Source organism: Collinsella aerofaciens, from assembly GCF_015670745.1.
Taxonomy (GTDB): domain Bacteria; phylum Actinomycetota; class Coriobacteriia; order Coriobacteriales; family Coriobacteriaceae; genus Collinsella; species Collinsella aerofaciens_T.
Map to the genome: position 1 here is coordinate 61,249 of NZ_JADPCH010000010.1, position 19,728 is coordinate 80,976.

At 58.3% G+C, this 19,728-nt stretch carries 22 protein-coding genes and 2 tRNA genes; all 24 read right to left on the reverse strand.

Translation table 11 applies throughout. The annotated features are described in order from the left end of the window. Nucleotides 1-9: 9 nt before the first annotated feature. The 24 genes from I4W07_RS05140 to I4W07_RS05255 all read right to left on the reverse strand — a co-directional run bounded on the left by I4W07_RS05140 (nucleotide 10) and on the right by I4W07_RS05255 (nucleotide 19,616). Nucleotides 10-1,452 carry a DUF512 domain-containing protein gene (locus I4W07_RS05140; protein WP_196025829.1) on the reverse strand — a complete coding sequence of 481 codons (1,443 nt, stop codon included), beginning with the start codon at nucleotides 1,450-1,452 and terminating at the stop codon, nucleotides 10-12. 2 nt (nucleotides 1,453-1,454) lie between these two features. Continuing rightward, a complete protein-coding gene (gene ispH, locus I4W07_RS05145) occupies nucleotides 1,455-2,354 on the reverse strand; it encodes a 4-hydroxy-3-methylbut-2-enyl diphosphate reductase (protein ID WP_195503906.1) in 900 nt (299 codons plus the stop codon). Nucleotides 2,355-2,356: 2 nt separating this feature from the next. Further along, nucleotides 2,357-3,085 carry a lysophospholipid acyltransferase family protein gene (locus tag I4W07_RS05150; protein ID WP_196025830.1) on the reverse strand — a complete coding sequence of 243 codons (729 nt, stop codon included), beginning with the start codon at nucleotides 3,083-3,085 and terminating at the stop codon, nucleotides 2,357-2,359. 3 nt (nucleotides 3,086-3,088) lie between these two features. Continuing rightward, on the reverse strand, nucleotides 3,089-3,775 hold the full coding sequence (gene cmk, locus I4W07_RS05155; protein ID WP_196025831.1) for a (d)CMP kinase: 687 nt from the start codon (nucleotides 3,773-3,775) through the stop codon (nucleotides 3,089-3,091). A 66-nt stretch (nucleotides 3,776-3,841) separates the two neighbouring features. Next, nucleotides 3,842-4,810, reverse strand: a complete 969-nt coding sequence (locus I4W07_RS05160) for a pseudouridine synthase (protein WP_412766519.1) — start codon at nucleotides 4,808-4,810, stop codon at nucleotides 3,842-3,844. After that, nucleotides 4,797-5,525 (reverse strand): SMC-Scp complex subunit ScpB, encoded by a 729-nt coding sequence (gene scpB / locus I4W07_RS05165; protein ID WP_196025832.1) that lies wholly within the window; start codon nucleotides 5,523-5,525, stop codon nucleotides 4,797-4,799. Before scpB ends, I4W07_RS05160 begins: the two co-directional genes overlap by 14 nt. 11 nt (nucleotides 5,526-5,536) lie before the next feature. After that, entirely contained in the window at nucleotides 5,537-6,349 is an 813-nt protein-coding gene (locus tag I4W07_RS05170) for a segregation and condensation protein A (protein ID WP_196025833.1), read from the reverse strand. Nucleotides 6,350-6,433: 84 nt separating this feature from the next. Beyond that, nucleotides 6,434-7,117, reverse strand: a complete 684-nt coding sequence (locus tag I4W07_RS05175) for a site-2 protease family protein (RefSeq protein WP_196025834.1) — start codon at nucleotides 7,115-7,117, stop codon at nucleotides 6,434-6,436. A 9-nt stretch (nucleotides 7,118-7,126) separates the two neighbouring features. Then, complete coding sequence (locus tag I4W07_RS05180; protein ID WP_055250169.1) at nucleotides 7,127-7,423, reverse strand: hypothetical protein; 297 nt, start codon at nucleotides 7,421-7,423, stop codon at nucleotides 7,127-7,129. After that, nucleotides 7,410-9,443 (reverse strand): ABC-F family ATP-binding cassette domain-containing protein, encoded by a 2,034-nt coding sequence (locus I4W07_RS05185; RefSeq protein ID WP_196025835.1) that lies wholly within the window; start codon nucleotides 9,441-9,443, stop codon nucleotides 7,410-7,412. The genes I4W07_RS05180 and I4W07_RS05185 overlap by 14 nt, the downstream gene beginning before the upstream one ends. Nucleotides 9,444-9,518: 75 nt before the next feature. Next, a tRNA-Ala gene (locus tag I4W07_RS05190) sits at nucleotides 9,519-9,591 on the reverse strand. 422 nt (nucleotides 9,592-10,013) lie between these two features. After that, complete coding sequence (locus I4W07_RS05195; protein ID WP_196025836.1) at nucleotides 10,014-11,171, reverse strand: hypothetical protein; 1,158 nt, start codon at nucleotides 11,169-11,171, stop codon at nucleotides 10,014-10,016. Between the two features lie 370 nt (nucleotides 11,172-11,541). Beyond that, nucleotides 11,542-11,616, reverse strand: a tRNA-Val gene (locus I4W07_RS05200). Nucleotides 11,617-11,754: 138 nt separating this feature from the next. After that, nucleotides 11,755-12,543, reverse strand: a complete 789-nt coding sequence (locus tag I4W07_RS05205) for a DUF3825 domain-containing protein (protein ID WP_230317491.1) — start codon at nucleotides 12,541-12,543, stop codon at nucleotides 11,755-11,757. 45 nt (nucleotides 12,544-12,588) lie between these two features. Next, complete coding sequence (locus I4W07_RS05210; protein WP_196025837.1) at nucleotides 12,589-13,101, reverse strand: Fic family protein; 513 nt, start codon at nucleotides 13,099-13,101, stop codon at nucleotides 12,589-12,591. Further along, nucleotides 13,101-13,286 carry a hypothetical protein gene (locus I4W07_RS05215; protein ID WP_117757177.1) on the reverse strand — a complete coding sequence of 62 codons (186 nt, stop codon included), beginning with the start codon at nucleotides 13,284-13,286 and terminating at the stop codon, nucleotides 13,101-13,103. The genes I4W07_RS05210 and I4W07_RS05215 overlap by 1 nt, the downstream gene beginning before the upstream one ends. 11 nt (nucleotides 13,287-13,297) lie before the next feature. Then, nucleotides 13,298-13,987 carry a helix-turn-helix domain-containing protein gene (locus I4W07_RS05220; RefSeq protein WP_196025838.1) on the reverse strand — a complete coding sequence of 230 codons (690 nt, stop codon included), beginning with the start codon at nucleotides 13,985-13,987 and terminating at the stop codon, nucleotides 13,298-13,300. Beyond that, nucleotides 13,968-14,636 (reverse strand): DUF3990 domain-containing protein, encoded by a 669-nt coding sequence (locus I4W07_RS05225; protein ID WP_196025839.1) that lies wholly within the window; start codon nucleotides 14,634-14,636, stop codon nucleotides 13,968-13,970. Before I4W07_RS05225 ends, I4W07_RS05220 begins: the two co-directional genes overlap by 20 nt. Before the next feature lie 198 nt (nucleotides 14,637-14,834). Continuing rightward, a complete protein-coding gene (locus tag I4W07_RS05230; RefSeq protein WP_196025840.1) occupies nucleotides 14,835-15,134 on the reverse strand; it encodes a nucleotidyltransferase family protein in 300 nt (99 codons plus the stop codon). A 3-nt stretch (nucleotides 15,135-15,137) separates the two neighbouring features. Beyond that, on the reverse strand, nucleotides 15,138-15,443 hold the full coding sequence (locus I4W07_RS05235; protein ID WP_196025841.1) for a hypothetical protein: 306 nt from the start codon (nucleotides 15,441-15,443) through the stop codon (nucleotides 15,138-15,140). A gap of 60 nt (nucleotides 15,444-15,503) precedes the next feature. Further along, nucleotides 15,504-16,181, reverse strand: coding sequence for an RloB family protein (locus I4W07_RS05240; RefSeq protein ID WP_196025842.1), 678 nt, complete (start codon nucleotides 16,179-16,181; stop codon nucleotides 15,504-15,506). Then, the gene (locus I4W07_RS05245; protein ID WP_196025843.1) at nucleotides 16,174-17,469 is read right to left on the reverse strand and encodes an AAA family ATPase; all 1,296 of its coding nucleotides are present in this window, start codon (nucleotides 17,467-17,469) and stop codon (nucleotides 16,174-16,176) included. The genes I4W07_RS05240 and I4W07_RS05245 overlap by 8 nt, the downstream gene beginning before the upstream one ends. A gap of 199 nt (nucleotides 17,470-17,668) precedes the next feature. Further along, complete coding sequence (locus tag I4W07_RS05250; RefSeq protein ID WP_196025844.1) at nucleotides 17,669-18,598, reverse strand: FRG domain-containing protein; 930 nt, start codon at nucleotides 18,596-18,598, stop codon at nucleotides 17,669-17,671. Nucleotides 18,599-18,851: 253 nt separating this feature from the next. Continuing rightward, the gene (locus tag I4W07_RS05255) at nucleotides 18,852-19,616 is read right to left on the reverse strand and encodes a hypothetical protein (protein WP_196025845.1); all 765 of its coding nucleotides are present in this window, start codon (nucleotides 19,614-19,616) and stop codon (nucleotides 18,852-18,854) included. Nucleotides 19,617-19,728 lie beyond the last annotated feature (112 nt).

Genomic DNA, 19,728 nt, shown 5'->3' on the forward strand with positions numbered 1-19,728 from the left:
TGCTCTCCTTTAATGGGTAGGGTTAGCGGAATTAGTAGAGTCGGCAGGCACAATGCCAAGGATGTGCTCCAGGGTATCGAGCAGCTCATGCGGCATGGTCGACACCGCATGAACCTCGGCGCCGCGACTGGTAAGGCTTGCGAGTAAATCGTCACGATGATACTCGTCAAGCGTCATGCCGTCAGCGTTGAACATGAGCTTAGGCACAAAGAGCATAACCCCCGACAGATCTTGGGGCAGCTGCTCCAGAATGTCACACGCGACGATGAGGCCGGTTACGTCCACGTTGCCGCCAAAATAGCGGTTCTTGATGGCCGTGACAGTGCCGGCGAGTCCCTGGGGCGACTCCACAAAGCGGGCCACCGTGTCGCGTGCGCTTTCGCCCGAGAGACACAGAAGCCGCTGGTTGCGGGCGGCGACGGCCTCGCGGACGCGGGCCAGACGCTCGGCGTCGGTAGCCAGCACGTCGTCGGTCTCGTCCAGATACGAGCGGATCATGCCAATGCCGTCGTAGTACTGCGGGTACCCGTCGTAAAAGTCTGCCTCGGGAGGATCGATGCCGGCGTCCAGATAGAACTCATCGCTCATCTGGAAGGTGTGGCGGCCAAAGCGTTCGTAGGCACGATCCTGGTAGGGACGGATCATGGCAATGGTCTCGCGCGCTAGCTCGGGCTTGTCGCTGTAGGACCAGCTAAAACGGTTCTGATGCTTGGTAAAACCGAGCGGCACAATGCCCAGGCTTGTGATTTGCTCGTGCTCCTCGCAAAAGCGCAGGGTCTTTTCCAGCTCCTCGCCGTCGTTCATGCCGGGGCACAACACGATCTGCGCGTGAATCTCGATGCCGGCGGCCATGATGGCCTCGAGCACATCCATGCCGCGCTGGGCGTTGCGGCCCATCATGCGTCGGCGGACATCGGGGCTCACGGCGTGGACCGACACGTTCATGGGGCTCATGTTGCGTTGGATGACGTTTTGCACGTCCTCGTCGGTGAGGTTCGTAAGCGTGACAAAGTTGCCCTGCAAAAAGCTCAGGCGGTAGTCGTCGTCGCGAATATAGAGCGTGGAGCGGCCGCCCTTGGGGAGCATCGTCATAAAGCAGAACACGCAGGCGTTCACACAGGTACGCATGCCGTCGAAGATGGGGCCGTCGAACTCCAGACCCCAATCCTCTCCGGGAAATCGATCGAGCTCCACGGGGGTGACGGTGCCATCGCGCGGGTCGAAAACCTCGAGGTCGACCGTGTCGTCGTCTGCCTCCCAGAGCCACACGATCATGTCGGTAAGCTGCTCGCCGTTGACCGTGAGCACGCGCATGCCCGGCTCGATACCCACATCCCATGCGGGCGATTCGGGACGCACGTTCTTAACGAGCGCGCCCTCACCCGGCTCGGGGTCGCGGCTGCGCCCGTAATCGGCCACCTCGGCGGCGTATGCGGGTACGGTCTGGTCCATGGTTAGCAGCAAAGCTCCTTGATGCGCGTGACGGCGCGTTCGATGTGTTCTTGCGGGGTGGAGGCTCCGGCGGTGATACCGATGTGGTGAGCGTCGGTAAACCACGCGGCCTGGAGCTCGGAAGTTTCCTCGATGTGATACGTGCGCTCGCAGGCGTCTGCGCAAATCTGCGCCAGGCGGCGGGTGTTGCCCGAGTTCTTGCCGCCCACGACGACCATGCAGTCGCAGCGGTTGGCAAGTGCGGCTGCTGCCTGTTGACGCTCACTCGTGGCGGCGCAGATGGTGTTGATCACACGCAGCTCCTGCACGCGCGGGGTGATAGCTGCCACGACCTCGGCGAGGTTCTGCGCGGTCTGGGTGGTCTGCACGACGAGGCCTACCTTGCCCTTGAGCGACAAGGCATTGGCGTCGGCGGCACAGCTCACGACCTGTGCATCTTTGCCGGCGTGGCCAAGAATGCCCTCGACCTCGGGGTGACCCGGCTCGCCTACGACCGCCACGCGGTAGCCCTCGCGCACCAGGCGCTCGGCTGCCATATGGACTTTCTTCACGTAGGGGCAGGTGGCGTCGACCACGTTTAGGCTACGCTTGCGGGCAGCATCGATTACCTGCGGCACCACGCCGTGGGCGCGGATGATCACGGTGCCGGTTGCGGCGTCATCCAGGGTTTCGGCCAAGCCAACGCCTGCCTCAGCGAGCTCGCGTACCACGATGGGGTTATGGATGAGCGGACCCAAGGTATGAACCTGAGTGCACTCCCCTGCCTGCGGCGCGGCGGCCAGCGCCATATCGAGCGCACGCTGTACGCCGTAGCAAGTGCCGGCGTGTGCTGCGATCTCGATGGTAGGCGCTGTTGCCTGGTCGGACGCGGTCGCGGCAGTGTTCGTAACGTTCTCGCTCATGGCTAGAACCTGCCCGGATGCTCGGCGCATAGCTCGTCTCGCATGGCGTAGACGCGGCTCATGGCCTCGGACTCAAACCATTCCAGGCGCTCCGTGCGCTTAAGCCCGGCCGGTGCGTCGGAAAGCGAGACGGCCTTGCCGGCGCGGATCCAGCACTTCTTAGGGCGCATGATCTTTTTGCCCGCGGGCGTGATGTCGGACCAGCCGCAGATGGCGAGCGGGTTCACGGGTGCCTTGCCCATCTGAGCGATGAGCGCAAAACCGCCGTGGACCTCGGGCTTGATCTCGCGCGAGCGGATGCGCGTGCCCTCGGGGAAGATCAGGACGTCCTCGCCGCGCTGCAGCGCATGCTGGGCGGCGCGCAGGCACTTCATATCGGCAGTACCACGCTCCACGGGGATGCCGCCTACGCGGCTAAAGGCCCAGCGCACGATCTTGGTCTTGGCGAACTCCGATTTAAAGATGGGACGCACGCGGCGCCCCCCAAAGAACAGCGCCGTCTCCACGGCCAAGAGCTCGGCCATCGAGGTGTGGTTGCAGATGACCACGCTGCCGCGGCCTTCCTGGCGCTCAAACAGAAGATCGGCGTCCTCGACCTTCCAGCGCCACATGAGCTTGGAGAAGGCCCAAAGGATGGCCATGACTACGACGACGGTGCCTCGGATGAGCGCTGGAAAATCGGCGTAGGGGGCGTTGTAATAGTCCTCGGGCGTCTGCTTAAACAGGCGCATGGGCTACCTCCTTTTGTTGATGAGGTTCTCGATTATCGAGACGACCTCGTCGATGGTGTGGGCGGTGGAGTCGACGTGCACGGCGTCCTCAGCGGACACGAGCGGGGCGACCTCGCGGCTGCTGTCGAGCTTGTCGCGCTGCTTAAGGGCGTCGAGGGTCTCGTCGACCTCGGCTTCGAGCTGCTCGGACGTGAGCGGCTGGGCGTCGTTTTGGTGACGCTGCAGCACGCGGCGGCGGGCGCGCTCACGCGGGTCGGCAGTCAGGAAGATCTTGACCTGCGCGTTGGGGAACACGACGGTGCCGATGTCGCGACCCTCGGCCACGATATCGCGGTCCTCGGCGGCGCGGCGCTGGTGGATGAGCATGGCGGCGCGCACGCCCGGATAGGCCGAGACCTTGGACACGTTGGCGTCGACCTGCGGGGTACGAATGGCGGCCGATGCGTCCTGGCCGTCAATGGTCAGGCGCGTATCCTCGCCGGTTCCGTTGGTAAAGCGGATTTCGATCTGCTCGGCGAGGGCATCGATGGCTGCCTCGTCGTCCAGGTCGATGCCGCGGTCGAGCGCGGCGAAGGTGACGGCGCGATACATGGCGCCCGTGTCGAGCTTGTTAAAGCCAAGCTGGCGGGCGATCTCCTTGGCGATGGTGGACTTGCCGGAACCGGCGGGGCCGTCGATGGCGACGATCATGCAATGCTTCCTTTCGATGGTTGACGTGCAGGTATGGTTCGCGGGCGTTGGGGCGCGGCGGGTTGCCTAGCCCGTGTAGCGCTCGCGATAGGTGTTGCGCTTGGGTGCGGAGCCGTGACTGCCGTGGTGACGCGTGCGGCTGGCGGGCGTGTCTTGGGGCTTGCCGCCGTTGCGCTTGGAGCTCGCCTGCTTTGGCGGGATGCCACCGCTTTTGAGGATCTGCACCTCGCGATCGGTGAGTTCGCGCCACGAGCTCTTGGCTACGTCCTTGAGCTCCAGGCCGGCAAAGTTGCAGCGATGCAGACGGATCACCGGATGGTGGATCTTGCTCAACATGCGCTTGACCTGGTTCTTACGGCCCTCGCGGATGATGACCTCGACGGCGGTGGTGCCGGGCTTGACGCCCTGCGGCGCCACGGCCTCGGCCTCGCGTGCGTTGATAATGCGGCAGATTGCCGGCTGGCACGGGCCGTCGTCGAGCTCGATGCCGCGGCGGAGTGGTTCCAAATCGCGGTCGGTGAGGTGGCCGTCTACGAGGGCCTGGTAGGTCTTGTAGACGTGCTTGCTGGGGTGCAGCAGGTCCTGCGACAGGTCGCCGTCAGTGGTAAAGAGCAACAGGCCCGTGGTGTCGCGGTCCAGGCGGCCCACCGGGAAAAGCCCCGGAAAACGGTCGCGGGGGACCAGGTCGGCCACGCAGGGACGCTCCTGCGGGTCGCTCATGGTGGTGAGGTAGCCGGTCGGCTTGTAGAGCATCAGGTACACAGCGCCCTGGTTGAGTTTGACGGGCATGCCGTCGACCTCGATGTGGTCGCGGTCGACATCGACCTTGGTGCCCAGCTCGGTCGCGACTTCGCCGTTGACGGTCACACGGCCGGCGGTCATCAGATCCTCCGAGCCGCGGCGGCTCGCCACGCCCGCGCGCGCCAAAAAGCGCTGCAGGCGCATGGTGTGCGGGTAGACGGGCTGGGCGTCGGTCGTGGGCATGCCCGTGGCGTCGGCGATTCGCGTCTCCCCTGCTTCGTTAGTTCTCGTCATGCATATCCTCCGGGGCATTGTCGCTGACCTGGATATCCTCGTCCTCGACTGCCTCAACATCTTCAACATCGGTATCGAGCAGTTCGCGCTCTTCGTCCAGATCTTCGGCCTGCTCCTCGAGCGTGGACTGAATGCTGCGGCCGCTTAGACGCTCGCGGATAAACTGGCGCGACTGCTCGTCGGGGGCAAACTGCTCCAGATCGGGCAGGTCGCGGGTGGAGCGCAGACCGAACTTTTCCAAGAAGGCGTTGGTCGTGCCGTAGATGATGGCTTGACCGCGCTGGGGGTCGCGGCCGAGCTCGCGCACCAGACCTTTGTCCACGAGCGACGCGATGACGCCGTCGGAGTTGACGCCGCGGATGCCCTTGACCACCTCGCGCGTCACGGGCTGGTGGTATGCGATGACGGCCAGGGTTTCGAGCGCCGCCTGCGACAGCTTTTGCGTGTCCCAGCTCAACACATAGGCCTCGACCACATCGTGGTAGGCGGGATGTGTAAACAGGCGCCAGCCACCGGCGACCTCGCGCAGCTGAAAGCCGCGGTTGGCCTCCTCGTACTCAACCTTGAGCTCGGCGAGCAGCGACGCGCACTCGCCGGGGGCGATATCCAGTGCGCCGGCCAGCGCGGGCGCACTCACCGGGTCGCTCGACACCAGCAGCAGCGCCTCGAGGGCACCTTTGAGGCTGTTTGCCTCCAGCGTGGAAAGGGTTGACATGGTTGCGGCTCCTATTCGGTGAGCTCGGGGCCCTCGCCGGGCACGTAGGCCTCGGCGCCCTCGACGCGGTTGATGCGGATGGTTCCAAAGATCTCGTCTTGGCTCAGCGTGAGCGAGCCGCGCTTGGCGAGCTCAAGCATGGCCAGGAAGGTGACGACGAGCTGCTCGGTGGTGGCGTCGCCGTCCAGCAGCTCGCGGAAGGTGCAGGTTTGGTGCGCCATGGTAAAGCGGTCGACCGAGGCCACCGTCAGGTCGAGCGGCACGCGATGCGGTGCCACGTGCTCGGCCTCCAGCAGGAAGGTCTGGCGCTTGCCGTCCAGGTCGGCGCAGATGACGGCGAGGCCGCGCAGGGTGATGCCGGCCAGGTAGTCGGGCATGAGGCCCAAGAACTCGGGGTCGGGGCCGGCCACACGCGGGTGCATGCAGCTTTCGGCCTGCATGCGGGCACCGAGGGCCGCAGCCGCGCCTTTAAACTGTTTGTAGGCAATCAGGCGTTGGATCAGGACCTCGCGCAAGGCGTCGCCGTCGAGCGTGCTGAGCTCCTCGAGGTCTTCGTCGAACTCGTCATCGTCGTCATCGGCTTTGCGCGGGGCCTCCTGCGGCACCAGAGAGGCAGCCTTGATGTCCAAAAGGGTTGCCGCGACCAGCAAAAAGTCGCTCGCCACGTCAAGGTCCAGCGCCTCGATGCGCTCGGCCTCGGCAAGGTACTGCTCGGCCACCTCGCTGATGGAGATGGCGCCGATATCTACTTTTTGGCGGGTTACCAGCTGCAGCAGCAGGTCGAACGGTCCGCTGTAGACCTGCGTCGACACGCGATACGACATCTTCGACCTCCTTTGACGGCGCCTTCGCGGCGCGGTTTGGGTGCATGTTCTTACCGTTTTGCACGGTCGACCTGTAAGTTTACCTTAGATGCCGGCGATTGCGAAGTTGAGCAGCTGCTCAGCGAGCGGATACACGGTAACGTCGAAATAGCGGCCGATTACGTCGATGCCGGTCCACGTAGGCAGCAGGTACAGCACCAGGATGAGGATGGGCATAGCGTATTGCTGCAGATGGTAGTAGTTGTTGAGCGCCTTGCCCTTGAGGAAGGGCACGATGATCGACGAGCCATCGAGCGGCGGAATCGGAATGAGGTTAAAGAACGCGAGCGACAGGTTGACCACGATAAACGTGGCGCCGAAGTTCATAATTTGGGACGCCACGGCAAAGGACATGCTGGCGTAGAGATTGCCGTACGTTACGTGCATGAGGGCGGCCGCGAGGCACGCGAGTGCGATATTCGATGTGGGGCCGGCTACGCTCACCAGGACCTCGTCGCGCTTGGGGTGCTTGAGGTTGTTGAGATAGACGGGCACGGGCTTGGCGAAGGCGAACACGGGACCGCCTGCGGCGAGCATGAGCAGCGGCAAGATGATGGTGCCAAACGGGTCGATATGGTTGAGCGGGTTGAGCGATACGCGTCCGCGCGAGCGCGCCGTTTTGTCGCCGAGAGCCCAGGCCGCGGCGGCGTGCGCGCTCTCGTGAATGACGATGCCAACGATGACGGCGACGGCGCTGGCGAGCAGGTTCATGATGTAGCTGCTGGACATGGCGCTCTCCTAGCGGACGCGGCGCGAGGCGCGCGTGAGCAGGTAATCGGCCACAAACAGGATCACAGCGACAATGGCGTAATCCAGGCGGAACACGCCGCCAAAGGGCGACGTGATGACGCCGTAGCCGGCGATGGCGCTCGGCAGCGCGCGCGAAAGCTCAACGACAAAGCCCACGATCTGCAGCTTGGCGGTCAGGCCGCTAAAGCACAGCAGCACGGTCATCGCGCTCATAAAGATGCCGCAGATGCGACAAGCGATAGCGATGATGCTCATCGCCACAGCAGTGGCCTTACGAGAGTTCACGCGCGGTCTCCTCTTCGATCTGGGTGGAAAGCTCCAGCCATTCGTCCTCGAGCTTGGGAAGCTCTTGCTTAAGGCCGTTATATTCCCCCAGCGCCGCGTTGAACTTATCCTGATCGGCATAAAGCTCTTCGCTTGCCATCAATTCCATAAGCTCGTCATAGCGGGCGCGCTTTTTATCGAGCTCCGTCTCGATCTTCTTGAGCTGGTTGCGCACGCCCTTGAGCTTTTTGTTGAGTGCGGCGCGGGCCTGGGCCTCGGCGCGCTTTTGCTCCTTGGTCTTTTTGCCCTCGGCGGGCTTGGAGGCGGTGGCGGGGGTGTCGGGCTGGGCCGCGGTGACCTTAGCGGACTTGGTCGCGGCCGGTGCGCTCTCCCCTGCCGCCTCGGCGGCGGCGCGGGCTGCGAGGTCCTCGCGCTTGTAGAGGTAGTAGTCGTAGTCGCCGTCATAGACCGTGACCTTGCCATCGCGGATGTCGATCACGCGGTTGGCCACGGCGCGTACCAGGTGCTCATCATGGCTGATCAGCACGATGGTGCCGGGGAAGTTTTGCAGGGCGTTCTCGAGCATGTCCACCGAGTCGATGTCCAAGTGGTTGGTTGGCTCGTCCAGACACAGGAGCGCCTCGGGCGCCACGAGCATCTTGGCCAGGGCCAGACGCGCCTTTTCGCCGCCGGAGAGGACGCGAACCTGCTTTTCGATTGCGTCGTTGTCGCTAAACAGGAAGGCGCCCAGCAGGCTGCGCTGTTGCGGCACGGTCCACTTGGGCGTGACGGTGTCGATCTCTTGCAGGACGGTATTGGACTCGGTCATGCCCTCGAGTGCGTGCTGAGCGTAGTAGGCCACGCCCACGTTGGTGCCCAGGTCGCGGGTGCCGGTGGTGGGTGGCTCCAGGCCGGCGAGGATCTTCATGAGCGTGGACTTGCCGGCGCCGTTGGGGCCGACGAGCGCCACATGCTCGCCGCGGTAGAGCTTGAGGTCGATGTCACTGTAGATGTGCTTGTCGCCGTATGACTTGGAGACGCCCTCGAGGCCCACGACCATATCGCCCGAGCGCGGCGGGTCGGGGAACTTAAAGTCGATATGCTTGTGGCCCTCGGGCAGGATGACGAGCTCCTTTTTGATCTGCTCGATTTTGCGGATGCGCTCCTGGGCCTGGGCTGCCTTGGTGGGCTTGTAGCGGAACTTATCGACGAAGACCTGCATGTGGGCGATGTCGCGCTCCTGGGCGGCGCGCTTGGCGCGCATCTGCTCCAGGTTGTCCTCGCGCTGCTTGAGGTAGCTGCTGTAGTTGCCGGTGTAGGTGGTTACGCGACGGTTTTCGAGTGCGGCGACGTGGTCGACGCAGGCGTCCATGAAGGCGCGGTCGTGGCTGACGATGAGGACGGCGCCGTCGTAGTTGGCAATAAAGCCGCGCAGCCACTGGACGCTCTCGAGGTCCAGGTGGTTGGTGGGCTCGTCCAGAAGCAGCAGGTCGGGGTGGCGCAGGAACAGCTTGGCCAGCGCGATGCGCATCTGCCAGCCGCCCGAGAACTCGGAGCACGGGCGCTCAAAGTCGGTGACCTTAAAGCCCAGGCCGGACAGGATCTTGCGGGCGTTGCTCTCGAGCTCGTAGCCGCCCAGATGCTCAAAGCGGTCCTGGACCTGGCCGTACTCGTTAAGGAGTGCGTCGACGTCCTTGCCCTGCTCGGAGAGCTCGGTAATCTGGGCCTGCAGCTCGTTGGCGCGCTCGCCCATGCGGCGAATTTCCTTGGCGGCCGCCATGACCTCGGCAAGGATGGTGGTGTCCTTGTGCTCCAGGTTGGTTTCCTGCTCTAGGTAGCCTACCTGGCAGTCCTTGGCGTACTGGACCTGGCCGGCGTCTGGGCTGTCGATGCCCATGATGATCTTGAGCATGGTAGTTTTGCCGGCGCCGTTGGGGCCCACGAGCGCGAAGCGCTCGCCGGGGTTGATCTGGAAGGATGCGCCGCTAAAGAGGACGCGCGCGCCGAAGCTTTTTTCGATCTTGTCGACCAGGAGGATCATGGTGCCGCCTTTGACCTTGTGTGCCTATATGAAAAAAGGCCCCAACTTGCGTTGGAGCCTCATTCAATGCTCGGGTGGAGACGAGGGGGATCGAACCCCTGACCTCTTGACTGCCAGTCAAGCGCTCTCCCAGCTGAGCTACGCCCCCGTGCGAAGAAGTATTATACGGGAACTCCCCCGGCGATGCAAGGACAATTTTGGAAAAACTTTCCTGGGGCGGCGGCACGGATGCGGGACGGACTCGAGAGCGATGGGCCCGCGATGCCCGACTAAGCCCACGGGGCGCGCCCCGCGGGAGGGCGGCGCTGCCGCCGCCCTCCCATCAGGCTCCACCCCGGCCGCCCCCGGGGCCTCCCGCCACGAAACCGGCCCATCTACTACGTTTGGCCGGCATCCCCCGACCATGGCGCCTCGGGCAAAAATAAAATCGCAGGTAGACGGCCTGCGGTTTTCGCGAAATACGGGGTATGGTCGAGGGGTCGGGCTTAAACGTAGTAGATGGGCCGGTTTCGTGGCGGCGGCATCGCAGGCAGCCGACAGAGGGCGTCCGGAAGTGAGCAAGGCACCCGTCTAACGACCGATTTCCAGCCAGTTGCATAGTACGTTGGCTCGCAACTCCATTTCCGTCGTCTTTTGCGCCTTAGTTTTGCACCTATAGCGCAATTCCAAGCGCGAGCAAAGACTTCGCACGATCGCATCAAGCTGCTCGGCATCGTTAAGCATGTCGTGCGTAACCAGAAAGACGTCATACCCCATACTTTGCAGCGCCGTCATGCGTTTGGCATCGTGGTCGAGCACGGCGCCTGATCCGTGGATAACCTCTCCCTGAATCTCCACGATGCCTGCCTTCATTATGGTTGGATTCACGATCACGATATCCCCGTAGCAGACTTTTTGCCCTGCAATGCTCTGCGCCGATGCGGTGAGCGGCGTAAGGTCGTTAACATAAACGTTTCGAAAGCCGGCACCGCCGCGAGATCGAGGAAGCGATAGCAATAAAATTCCTGCAACTTCAAGCGGAGAAGCTGCTATACCTGTCACCAGCTGCGCGGCGTTGTAAAACTTCGTACCCCACTTTCGTTTTTTCATCTTACTGGCGTACTCATGAAGCTCGTGTAATTCGATGAGCGGTTTCCTCATCCAGAGCGAAGTGCCCTTTAGCCTTGTGACCTCCTTCGTCTTCTTTTGTCCGTTGGGCCCCTTCGTATTTACCTGTTCTTTGACTTTTATACGCGCATAAACGCGTTTCCATTGTGGTTCGTCTTGGCTTTCATCGAGGTCAAAGAGGGATTCGGTGGTGGCGTCCTGTGCGGCGCCTTCAGCTTTGAGTAGTTCTGCTTCTGCTGCGGCGGTGGGCTCAAAGACTGAGAACCATCCGCAAAATTCGTACATGGCAAGGACAAGATCGGTTGGAGACACAAAGCGCGCCATGGTAAATAGCGTCGCAAGTGGATTGGTAACCCTAAAGCTCATCGCGGTTTCCAGCGTGCTATCCACCCCCGAAGCATCATCACAGTGGATTGTTGTCCGTAATCCCGAATGGTAGTTAACGCCACCGGGCACTGTTGTGGTAATAATCGGGGTCTTGAGGACGTCGACTACAAAGGGCGATTGAGATAGGGCTCGCCTGCCGTCTTCTGGGCTTGGCAGTCTTGGGTAGAGGTCGCGGACCTGCGGTGGGCAGCGCCAGTAGCGGAATGCGGTGTTTGCGCAGGCAATCTCGTCCATGTGGACCTCCCCTAGTTTCGACCGTAGGCCGTGCGGATTGCGGGCATGGCAGATTATCTACCGGGGCATCATGCGGGTAAGTACTGGAAGCTGGCCAAATGCTGACCAAATATTGGATGGGATGAGTTGAAAGGTTGATCGAGCCATGAATGTGCTGGTACGAGCTATGCGCCAGTGGTCTCTGTCTCCACAATTGCACATAGATTACGCACGGAATTCAATGAATGAACGCAGACGCATTTTGCAAAACGTGTAATGACGACACCTAAGGTGAACTGCGTAACATATAACGCCTTAGGTAACTTCGCTTCGATTTTGGTGTCATAAAGAAAAAGGTCAGAGGCTAAACACCACTGACCTGTGCTTTAGATGGTGGGCGATACAAGATTCGAACTTGTGACCCCATCCGTGTGAAGGATATGCTCTACCCCTGAGCCAATCGCCCGTCGCCTTTCGGCAAAAGAGATACTAACATAGCCGTACGTGGTTTACCAAGAACTTTTTGCCCCCGATTTTAAATTCGTGGGTGCTAGCCAAGCCAAAGCAACCAAAGTAATCGACAAAACCGCAGCTAAACCACCATTTACCGCTTAATCCACGAAGTCTCGGGGCGGCAGATAGGTCGCGCGTTGTTGTAGGCCATGTCGAGCGTGAGGCAGGTGCGCGCGGCGTAGAAACCGTCCTCGCGCTGGATGGTCAGCGCCAGCTCGGGCTTGTCGCCGGTCAGGCACAGCGGCAAGAGCAGCTGGATCCGGCCGCCGTAGAACTGCGGCACGGCGAGCGTGTAGTTGGCGGCGGCGCGGCGGGCGGCTTCGACGACGGCGCCCTCAAAGGCGCGACGCAGCAGCAACGAGTTACCCTCCCCCATCAGACTGGCGGGAATACGCGTCAGGTTCTCCTCATCGCCCAGAATGTGGTCGATGTTGGAGCGGATAGGCAGGCGGTAGTCAAAGACTAGCTCGGAGGGGTCCTCGGCAAAGCGCACGCGGCGCGGCAGGTACTCAAACGAGACCAGCATGGGGTCGCTCTCCTTAAAGAAGCCCTTCAAAAACCAGCGCTGGCGCGCGTCTGGCTTGGTGTTGGGCTCAAACAGACCGTAGATGGTCTCGTAGCGGCGCGTGTACAGGCCGGTGTTGAATAGGCAGCGGTCGTCGTCGAACACCAGCGGCAGGTTGGACGGCGCGGTCTGGTCCACGTCGCGCTCGGTCAGGAACACCGCGCGGCTAAACGAAAACGACAAGTAGTTTCTGAGGATGCGGTTCCCGGGACCCCAGTCCTCGGGATCGGCGAGGTCGACAAGGCGGTCGTAGCAGGGCTCGGGGCAAAACGCGAAGTCGTACACATTACTGCACAGGGTGCTGGGGATCTCCATGTGGTGTCCAATCAATTCATTAACCGGCGTGCGGATGCTTAGATTCTATACGAGCGACAGATCGCCCGTGCCCGCAACGAATCCGCAGCGCAGCTCTTCGGCTAGCTCGCTGTTCGTGCGGCGACTGGAAACGAGGTCCTGGATCCAGGCGTAGTACTGGTTGTCTTTTGGTTCGGGGCTGTCAGACAGCACGACCGGAGTGCCTGCGAACCTTAAGACGGACAACGCAAAGACAAGGCTGGTTCGTTTGTTACCGTCTTCAAAGATGTGGTCCTTGACCATGTGCTCGGCCACGTAGGTGACCTGGTCAAAGATGTCTGCGAAGCGATCGACCGGCGATTGACCGAATATCGTACAGAATGCACCCGCAAGCACGGACTCGACGCATCCAAGCTCAAGCGCGGCCCGGTCGCCTGTGGCGTCGGTTGTATAGCAGCGTCCGACCGTCATCAGCGTGCTGTGCAGGCGCATCACGGTCGCGGCCATATCTTCGAGCAAACCGGCATCATCGAGCACGAGCGGCGCGAACGGATGCGCTCCCCGCTTCGTGTCCGCCATCAGGAGTTCTCCAAGAGCCTGAGCGCGTTGGGCATGTTCGAAATGGTCAGCCGAATAGCTTCGTCGATTGACGTGGTGCCGCCGAGCAAAATCGGTGATGCTGAATTTGCCACGTGCGCAGTTGAATGATCTTCTTGAGCAACGCAATCAGCGCCGTCATCTTGTTGAACATAGCTCCAAGGCATTTCTGACTCCTCTATAGCTTTACAGACGAAATAGCCTGCGAGTCGTACTCCAGAGCAATCGGTTGCCAGACGAGGTCTTCGATGGTGCAGTTTAGGGTGTCTGCAAGCGCCAATGCCGAGGAAACCGAGGCGCGGCGTAGGTCGAGCTGGTTCTGCTCGTAGAGTTGTATGGCGCGAAGCTTAACCCCCGATTGGGCGGAGAGCTGTTTTTGCGTTAGTCCGGCAGCCTTTCGTGCCGCCTTGAGGCCCTTTTTGTCTGCCTGGGCGTTGTTCCATTTTTCGATGACAATCTGGGCGAATTTATCTTCGGAGGCCTCGTGGAGCGGATGGTACGAGCCGATGATCCAATCGAGCGGAGCGACTTCGAGTAGCTTATTAAAGCCCAAGCTGCTCATCCATTGCGTATAGGCCATAACCCACCCCGCCCAATACTGAGGTGAACGGTCGAACGGATAGGTCTCCCTACATCTGACGGGGGTCAGTCCCGCATGGGCGATAATATCGCGCGCGAGCTCGTCGCCCGCCATGCCGCAGACGACGCGAGGCATACCGCGCTCAAACTGTTTCATCTCAAGTGCGTTCGACATGATCGCCGTCAACTCGGCTGGAGTCAGCCCTTGGTCACAGAGAGCAAAATCGACCGCCTCGCCCAGCGTTCTCATTGCATCCTCGAGATACATCTCACTGTAGGCGTGGGTCATCGCCCGTCATCCCCTCTCGAATGATATCGACGATACGTATTCCCTCAAACGGGTTTTCGGCAAGGAGCTCCCGATACTGCGCCCTTGCCGCTTCATCTCGTTCCTTGGCCAATGGACCATACAGAGCTTGCTGCGCACGTTCAAATCCAGCAAAACGAATGCTCTTAAACGCACGCTCGCTTTTGAGCACAATCTGCTCCCCCAGGTTACCGAGCCTTATAGATCGTCCAAGCTGATCGACGGTGATCGTATTGTTTACAAAAGCTCTGGCATAGCTAAAGTACGAGTCGTCCGCACGCCACCCCCTTATTACGTCGCAAGTGCTCGTCTGAGGTAGAAAGTTATCATGGAGATATTCGCACGCCCCCGCGGCAATGGCGGTATCTTTGCGAAAAGAACGATGCTCAACGAGCAACGCTATCCAATGCAGGACGCAATATTGCGGCGATAGCAAGTCGAGAACTTTGAGATCGGCTATATCGAGTTCATAGCGATTCGCAAAGCCATCGGCATCGCGCGAGCATGCCCATTCCCTTGCAAGGTCGAGGCTCTCTGTGCAATAGAATCCCTGTCCATAGTCGTTATGGATTTTCCCCAGGCCAAGTTGGGGAGTCTCAATGATTTTCTGAGAACCATGCCATAGTTCCACGCGAGTCTCCTAACAGGTATCGCTCTAGCGATAGTATAACATACTATCGCTAGAGCGATACCTGTATTCAAATAGCAAGAGGGTGTCTGGAACCGAGTTTGAGTTCAATACTTGCTTCTAAGGCTCGCCGAGTCCGGAAGTATGCGACATAATTCAGACTTGCTGATCATGCCGGAGCACACTAACGCCTCGTCCTGCTTACAGAGCTTCATAGACACGCACCTCATCTTGCTCGATGCTTTTGCGGAATGCCGGGCGCATGTGCTCTGGTGGGTTGGTGACGATATCAACCTTTCGCCCAAGTTCCCTCTCGAGCTCATGGGAGAGTTCGTAAAGCGTGCCGAACGTCATGGTGTTGCCGCAGACTAGGCGCAAGTCAATATCGCTACCGGGCGTTTGTTCGCCTCGGGTAAACGAGCCAAATAAATATGCTTCGCTGACGTCGTATTGAGCAAGCACGCGAGAGGCGGAGGTGGATATGTCGGTAGGCGAAATCATGGGTTATTTGCCGTTCAACAGTAGAACGTCAGGGGGCCAGCGTCGAAACCACCAGTCCGGTTTTTTTTGGCGTTCGGCGAGCTCGAAGATAAACGGGGCGTTTGATCTAACAAATTCTTTCAAGAAATTGAGGTCATCAGCAGTAAATCCTTCAACGTTAAACCATTTGACCGCAGGCAAGAAGCATTCTGCATGGTCAAAGCCAAGGTCAACCGGACGCTCGACGGCTACGCGAACGGTCCCGTCATCTCTTGTCTCTGAGTAGGCAAACTGAGTGCCGTCATCTAGTTGAACATAGCTCCAAAGCATTGCTACCTCGTTTATAACTTTTTGAGTTATAAATCTGCCCCTAACGCGGGATGAATCGCACTAGTTACCAGACCCAAATACGTCATCTACAAGATCAGGCAAGTCTGTCCATACTTGATAGGCGGCAACGTTGTCCGGATTCATTTCTCTTGCACGACGTTTATTATCCGTATTGTGCTTTGCGGCATTGGTCAAAGCCTGGCCCTTGTTGCCGTCAATCATTTCGAGATTTACCGACTTGAACTTTGACGCGGAGGACCTGTTGGGGTCAGTAGATTTTAGAACGCCAAGGTCGCGCGCTCTTTTCTCACATTGTGGCGTCGATGCAAAAGTTTCCGGGCATGGCGAGACATGATCGATAAGCCATACTTCAAAGCATGGATTGGAGATCGCGAGCCTAACTCCTTTTGTCTTTGCTTCTCGTTCTGCTGCGGATAGGTTTCTGAATTCATCTGAATCGACTACGATCCATGCGGAACTCAATGCTTCGATTTCGCCTGCTTTAACGGCCTTTTTATCTGAATCGAGCTCTCGCGAAAGCTGCTTGGCCACCTTCAAAGGGTCTCCGTCAATATGCCGATACCGCACGCTTCCGCGAACGTCCATTTCAGTAATAAGGAAGTTAAAGTATTCGGTTTCGGTCACCTTTCCATTGGAGACAATTAGGTGGCGCTTTCGCTTGGCTCTTGTCTGCTTTTTGCGGCCGCGAGCAAGTCCCCTCCTTTCTGTTTTAGCCATCTATGTCAGCGCCTTCCTTCATGAGTTGGGCCACAAGTTGATGAAAACTTGGGTTGGGCAACGGCACATAGACACCGTTTAAGTAATTGCGCCCCAGATTCTCATTTGCACGAGGCGAATACTCCATCGCAGCAATTAATTGCGAAGCACCTTCAGAGTCCTTTTCCACAAACCAGACCTGGTCACGTTCAAGCACCTCTTCCATAGGGCTGGTTCGCGTCATCAAGGTGACATCATGGGTCGAGAAGATTAGCTGCGCGCCCTTTGGATTTGTGTCGGGATCGGCGAACAGTGAGACGAAGTCGCGCAGGAGCGTAGGATGAAGGCTCGAATCAAGCTCGTCAATTACTGTTGTGGCCCCACTGCTTAAAGAACGTAAGGCTACCGAGAAAAACGCCAGCGCAGCTTTTGTGCCCTCCGATTCATGGGCGGAGCCCAGCCAAAAGCCATCTCCCGAGCCTTTATGGTGGAAGAACAGGTCATAAGCGAACGACAATTTAAAGTCATCTGCAATTTTATTACGTGCCTCTTCCGGAATCTCATCGAGTCCAATGAGTGATTCTTTTAAACCCATGACGCCTTCCGATTGACGGACATCCATGCCGTCAATTCCGATATCAGCATATTTAATGAGCTGAGATAGCATCTGAGCTCGTGCGTCATCGTTGATAAACAGCTTTTTTATGGTGGCGAGTTCTGCTAGATAATGCGTTGCATCATAGAGATTGATGTCATTGGCAAGAGCTGCGAATGCGGGTTGAATTACATCACTTCCAGCCGCCGCGGCGGCAGATAAGAACAAAGAATTATTGCGCGTGATATCCCAAAGTTGTTTTTTGACGCCTGTAAAGGTGCTACCAAATTTAATCGACTGTTCGCCGTTTATCGAAGAGCGGTCATAGAGGAGGGACGGCTGTTTCGATCGGTATACGGTGAGGTTCTCATAAGTAACCTCATTTTTGTTTACACCAAATGAAAACTCATACTTCAAATTGCTGGCGATAAAATCTATCGAGAATTCTGTGTCATTTGATCGTGACTCCGAGTCAAGTAAAAAGGGGACGATGGGTATTTGAGAATTCGCATCGCCTGTCGCATAACCTGTACGAACAAAGTAAGAGACAAAGTAAAGAGCATTTAGGAAATTTGATTTGCCTGACGCGTTTGCGCCGTAAACCGCAGCCACTCGCACGGGTCCAAGTTCCTTTTTGCTCGAAATCGGTTCAAACGAGAACTGCTGAGTATCTCGAAAGCTCTGAAAGTTCTTAAATGAAAAATTGAGGATCATCTTTAGAATCCTTCTCAAATATATCGATTATTCACAGACATCCTTAAATAACAAGAACAATTATATAGTTTTAAAACCGATATTTGTTAGCTTTGAACAAATATCGGTTTTAAATTGAGATTTTAGGCAATGAACCTTATAAGCACGTATGACATAATGCCTGAAGCATAATTCTCTACGCTGATATTAAGAGCAGTCTTCAGCGACGGTGTCTCTTAATCTCACTCACTATGCCGGCGCATCTCTTCTCAATGCTGTCGGGAAAGAGCGAAGCTTCGGTAATGCCAAGTTTACTCAACTCGTTCAGTATTGATGCTTTTCTATTAGATGGCACTATGCAACGACCGGCTATCACGGGACTGTCTTTGGGCAGTGGACTTATTAAGTCATCAAACGACAAAGAAAAATCCTTACCACGAATGTCATTTGGGAAAAGAATATATTGGCCGGACTGAGCGGCTTGTCTATCAAGATATCTAGTTCCGTAAACAAATAATGTATCTTCGCAGCACTTCTTAAACCATTTTGCCTGATCAGTTGGCTCAGGGTAAATTGAAAGCACTAGATCACGTTGATAGTCAAAGTATGGCCTTGATATTGCAAGTGAGGCAAAACGAGACAGAAGCTTTGAGTTCATAAACAGATGCCAAGAGTCCGCAATTGCCTGGCAGATGGGATATTCCCGCTTATCCCCTCCCGGTCGCCTAAAGATAAATACTTCGCCCACGGCATCAGGATTGCCGCAGGCGAAATAGAGGGCGGCAAGTGCGTTTGAAGTTACATCTAATAGCCTGGTAGGGACTCCGTAGTGCTGGAGGCAGGCTAAAAGATCAATCGGAAGCAAATCTCGCTTGAAGACATTTGGCAATATGCGGCAGGCAGTTTCAATAATATCCGCCTCGTGCGTAAGGCTGCCTGTGATAGGGGAAATGGTGTTCGATCCCGGTTTACGCCAATAGCTGTCTCTTCCGATTGACGGAACAAGATCAAACTTAGTCGATCCTTGTCCTCGGAAAACAAATGTAGATTCATATGTCTTGGCGTCACCATTTATTGTTGGTGAAAGTCCGTTGATGTATTTGATATACGAGGCTACATCTTCAACCTCAACTTTGGCTTCACTAGACATATATCAATCCTTTAGTGGAACAAGAAGCTTTATAAACGGCAGCATTTGGATTGCAATTATCTTATCGCTCTGGCGGATGGGGTGTAAGGCTCAACATCGGTAATAGATCGAGAGGCGGTCGAGCTGAACAAAATAGTGCCGTCGCAGCGATAGCTGATACGGCACCAATCCCTAAGAAATTGATTTATTGGAAGGCTAAAGACTTCTCCAATAGCTGCATTCACCTCTCCCCTGGTCTCACTTAAACGGGGCATTAGCAGCGATATACGGCTGTCAGGAGCGCTGTTCCCAGAATGAAAAGCGTTAAGGAAACGGCGATCAAGTTGTTGTCTGCAGTCTTGGGGAGTGTCGCTGTAGTCGCAGCGGCGGTTTTTGGTTTGGAAGACGCGGTCACCGTCGTCTTGGTCGTTATGTTTGTCTTGGGCGACGTGGCCGCAGGCTTCACCGCGGGATCCGTCGTCGGCCCCGCACCGGGCTGCCCTGCAGCAGGACTGGCGCCACCATTAGGCTCGCCCGACCCGCCACCTGGCACGTCGCGCCCGTCGGTCTCCCCCGCCGGAGGCGTGGCGACATCGGGCTCAACCACCACGTGCGGTGCCACGGCCCCTACGGCATCCACCACGCTACCAGCACCAAAGACCCCACCAGCAGGCGTCACAAAACGCGCGGACACAAGCGACCCGCTCGTGCACGCAACGCCGCCGTCGGCACCGGCCGCATCAAGCCACGAGGCATCGACGGAAAGCCGACAGCCGGCGTCACCATCGCCAAGGCCCGCATCCTGCAGATACACGCCGTAGGCGCGCACGCCCGCTCCGGACCCGGCGCCCGCGGCAACGACGCGCCCGCCGCCGCGCACGGCCATGTCGCCAGCGATCACGCCGGCGACCGCCTCGTCCGTAATATCGGCCCCATCCGCGCGGGCATCGACGGTGCAGCCGTCCACCACGAGCGCCTGCGAAACGTGGATCCCGCACTGCGAGCCCGTCGCCGTTAGGGTCCCAGTACCGCGAAGCATCAGGTTGCCCCACACCTCCATGCCGCACAGCGTGAGATCGCGTCGAAAATGTTGGTGTAAGGGTGACGCCCTAGCGCCCGTTTAACGAAGAACGGCCTTCGTCCTAGAATCT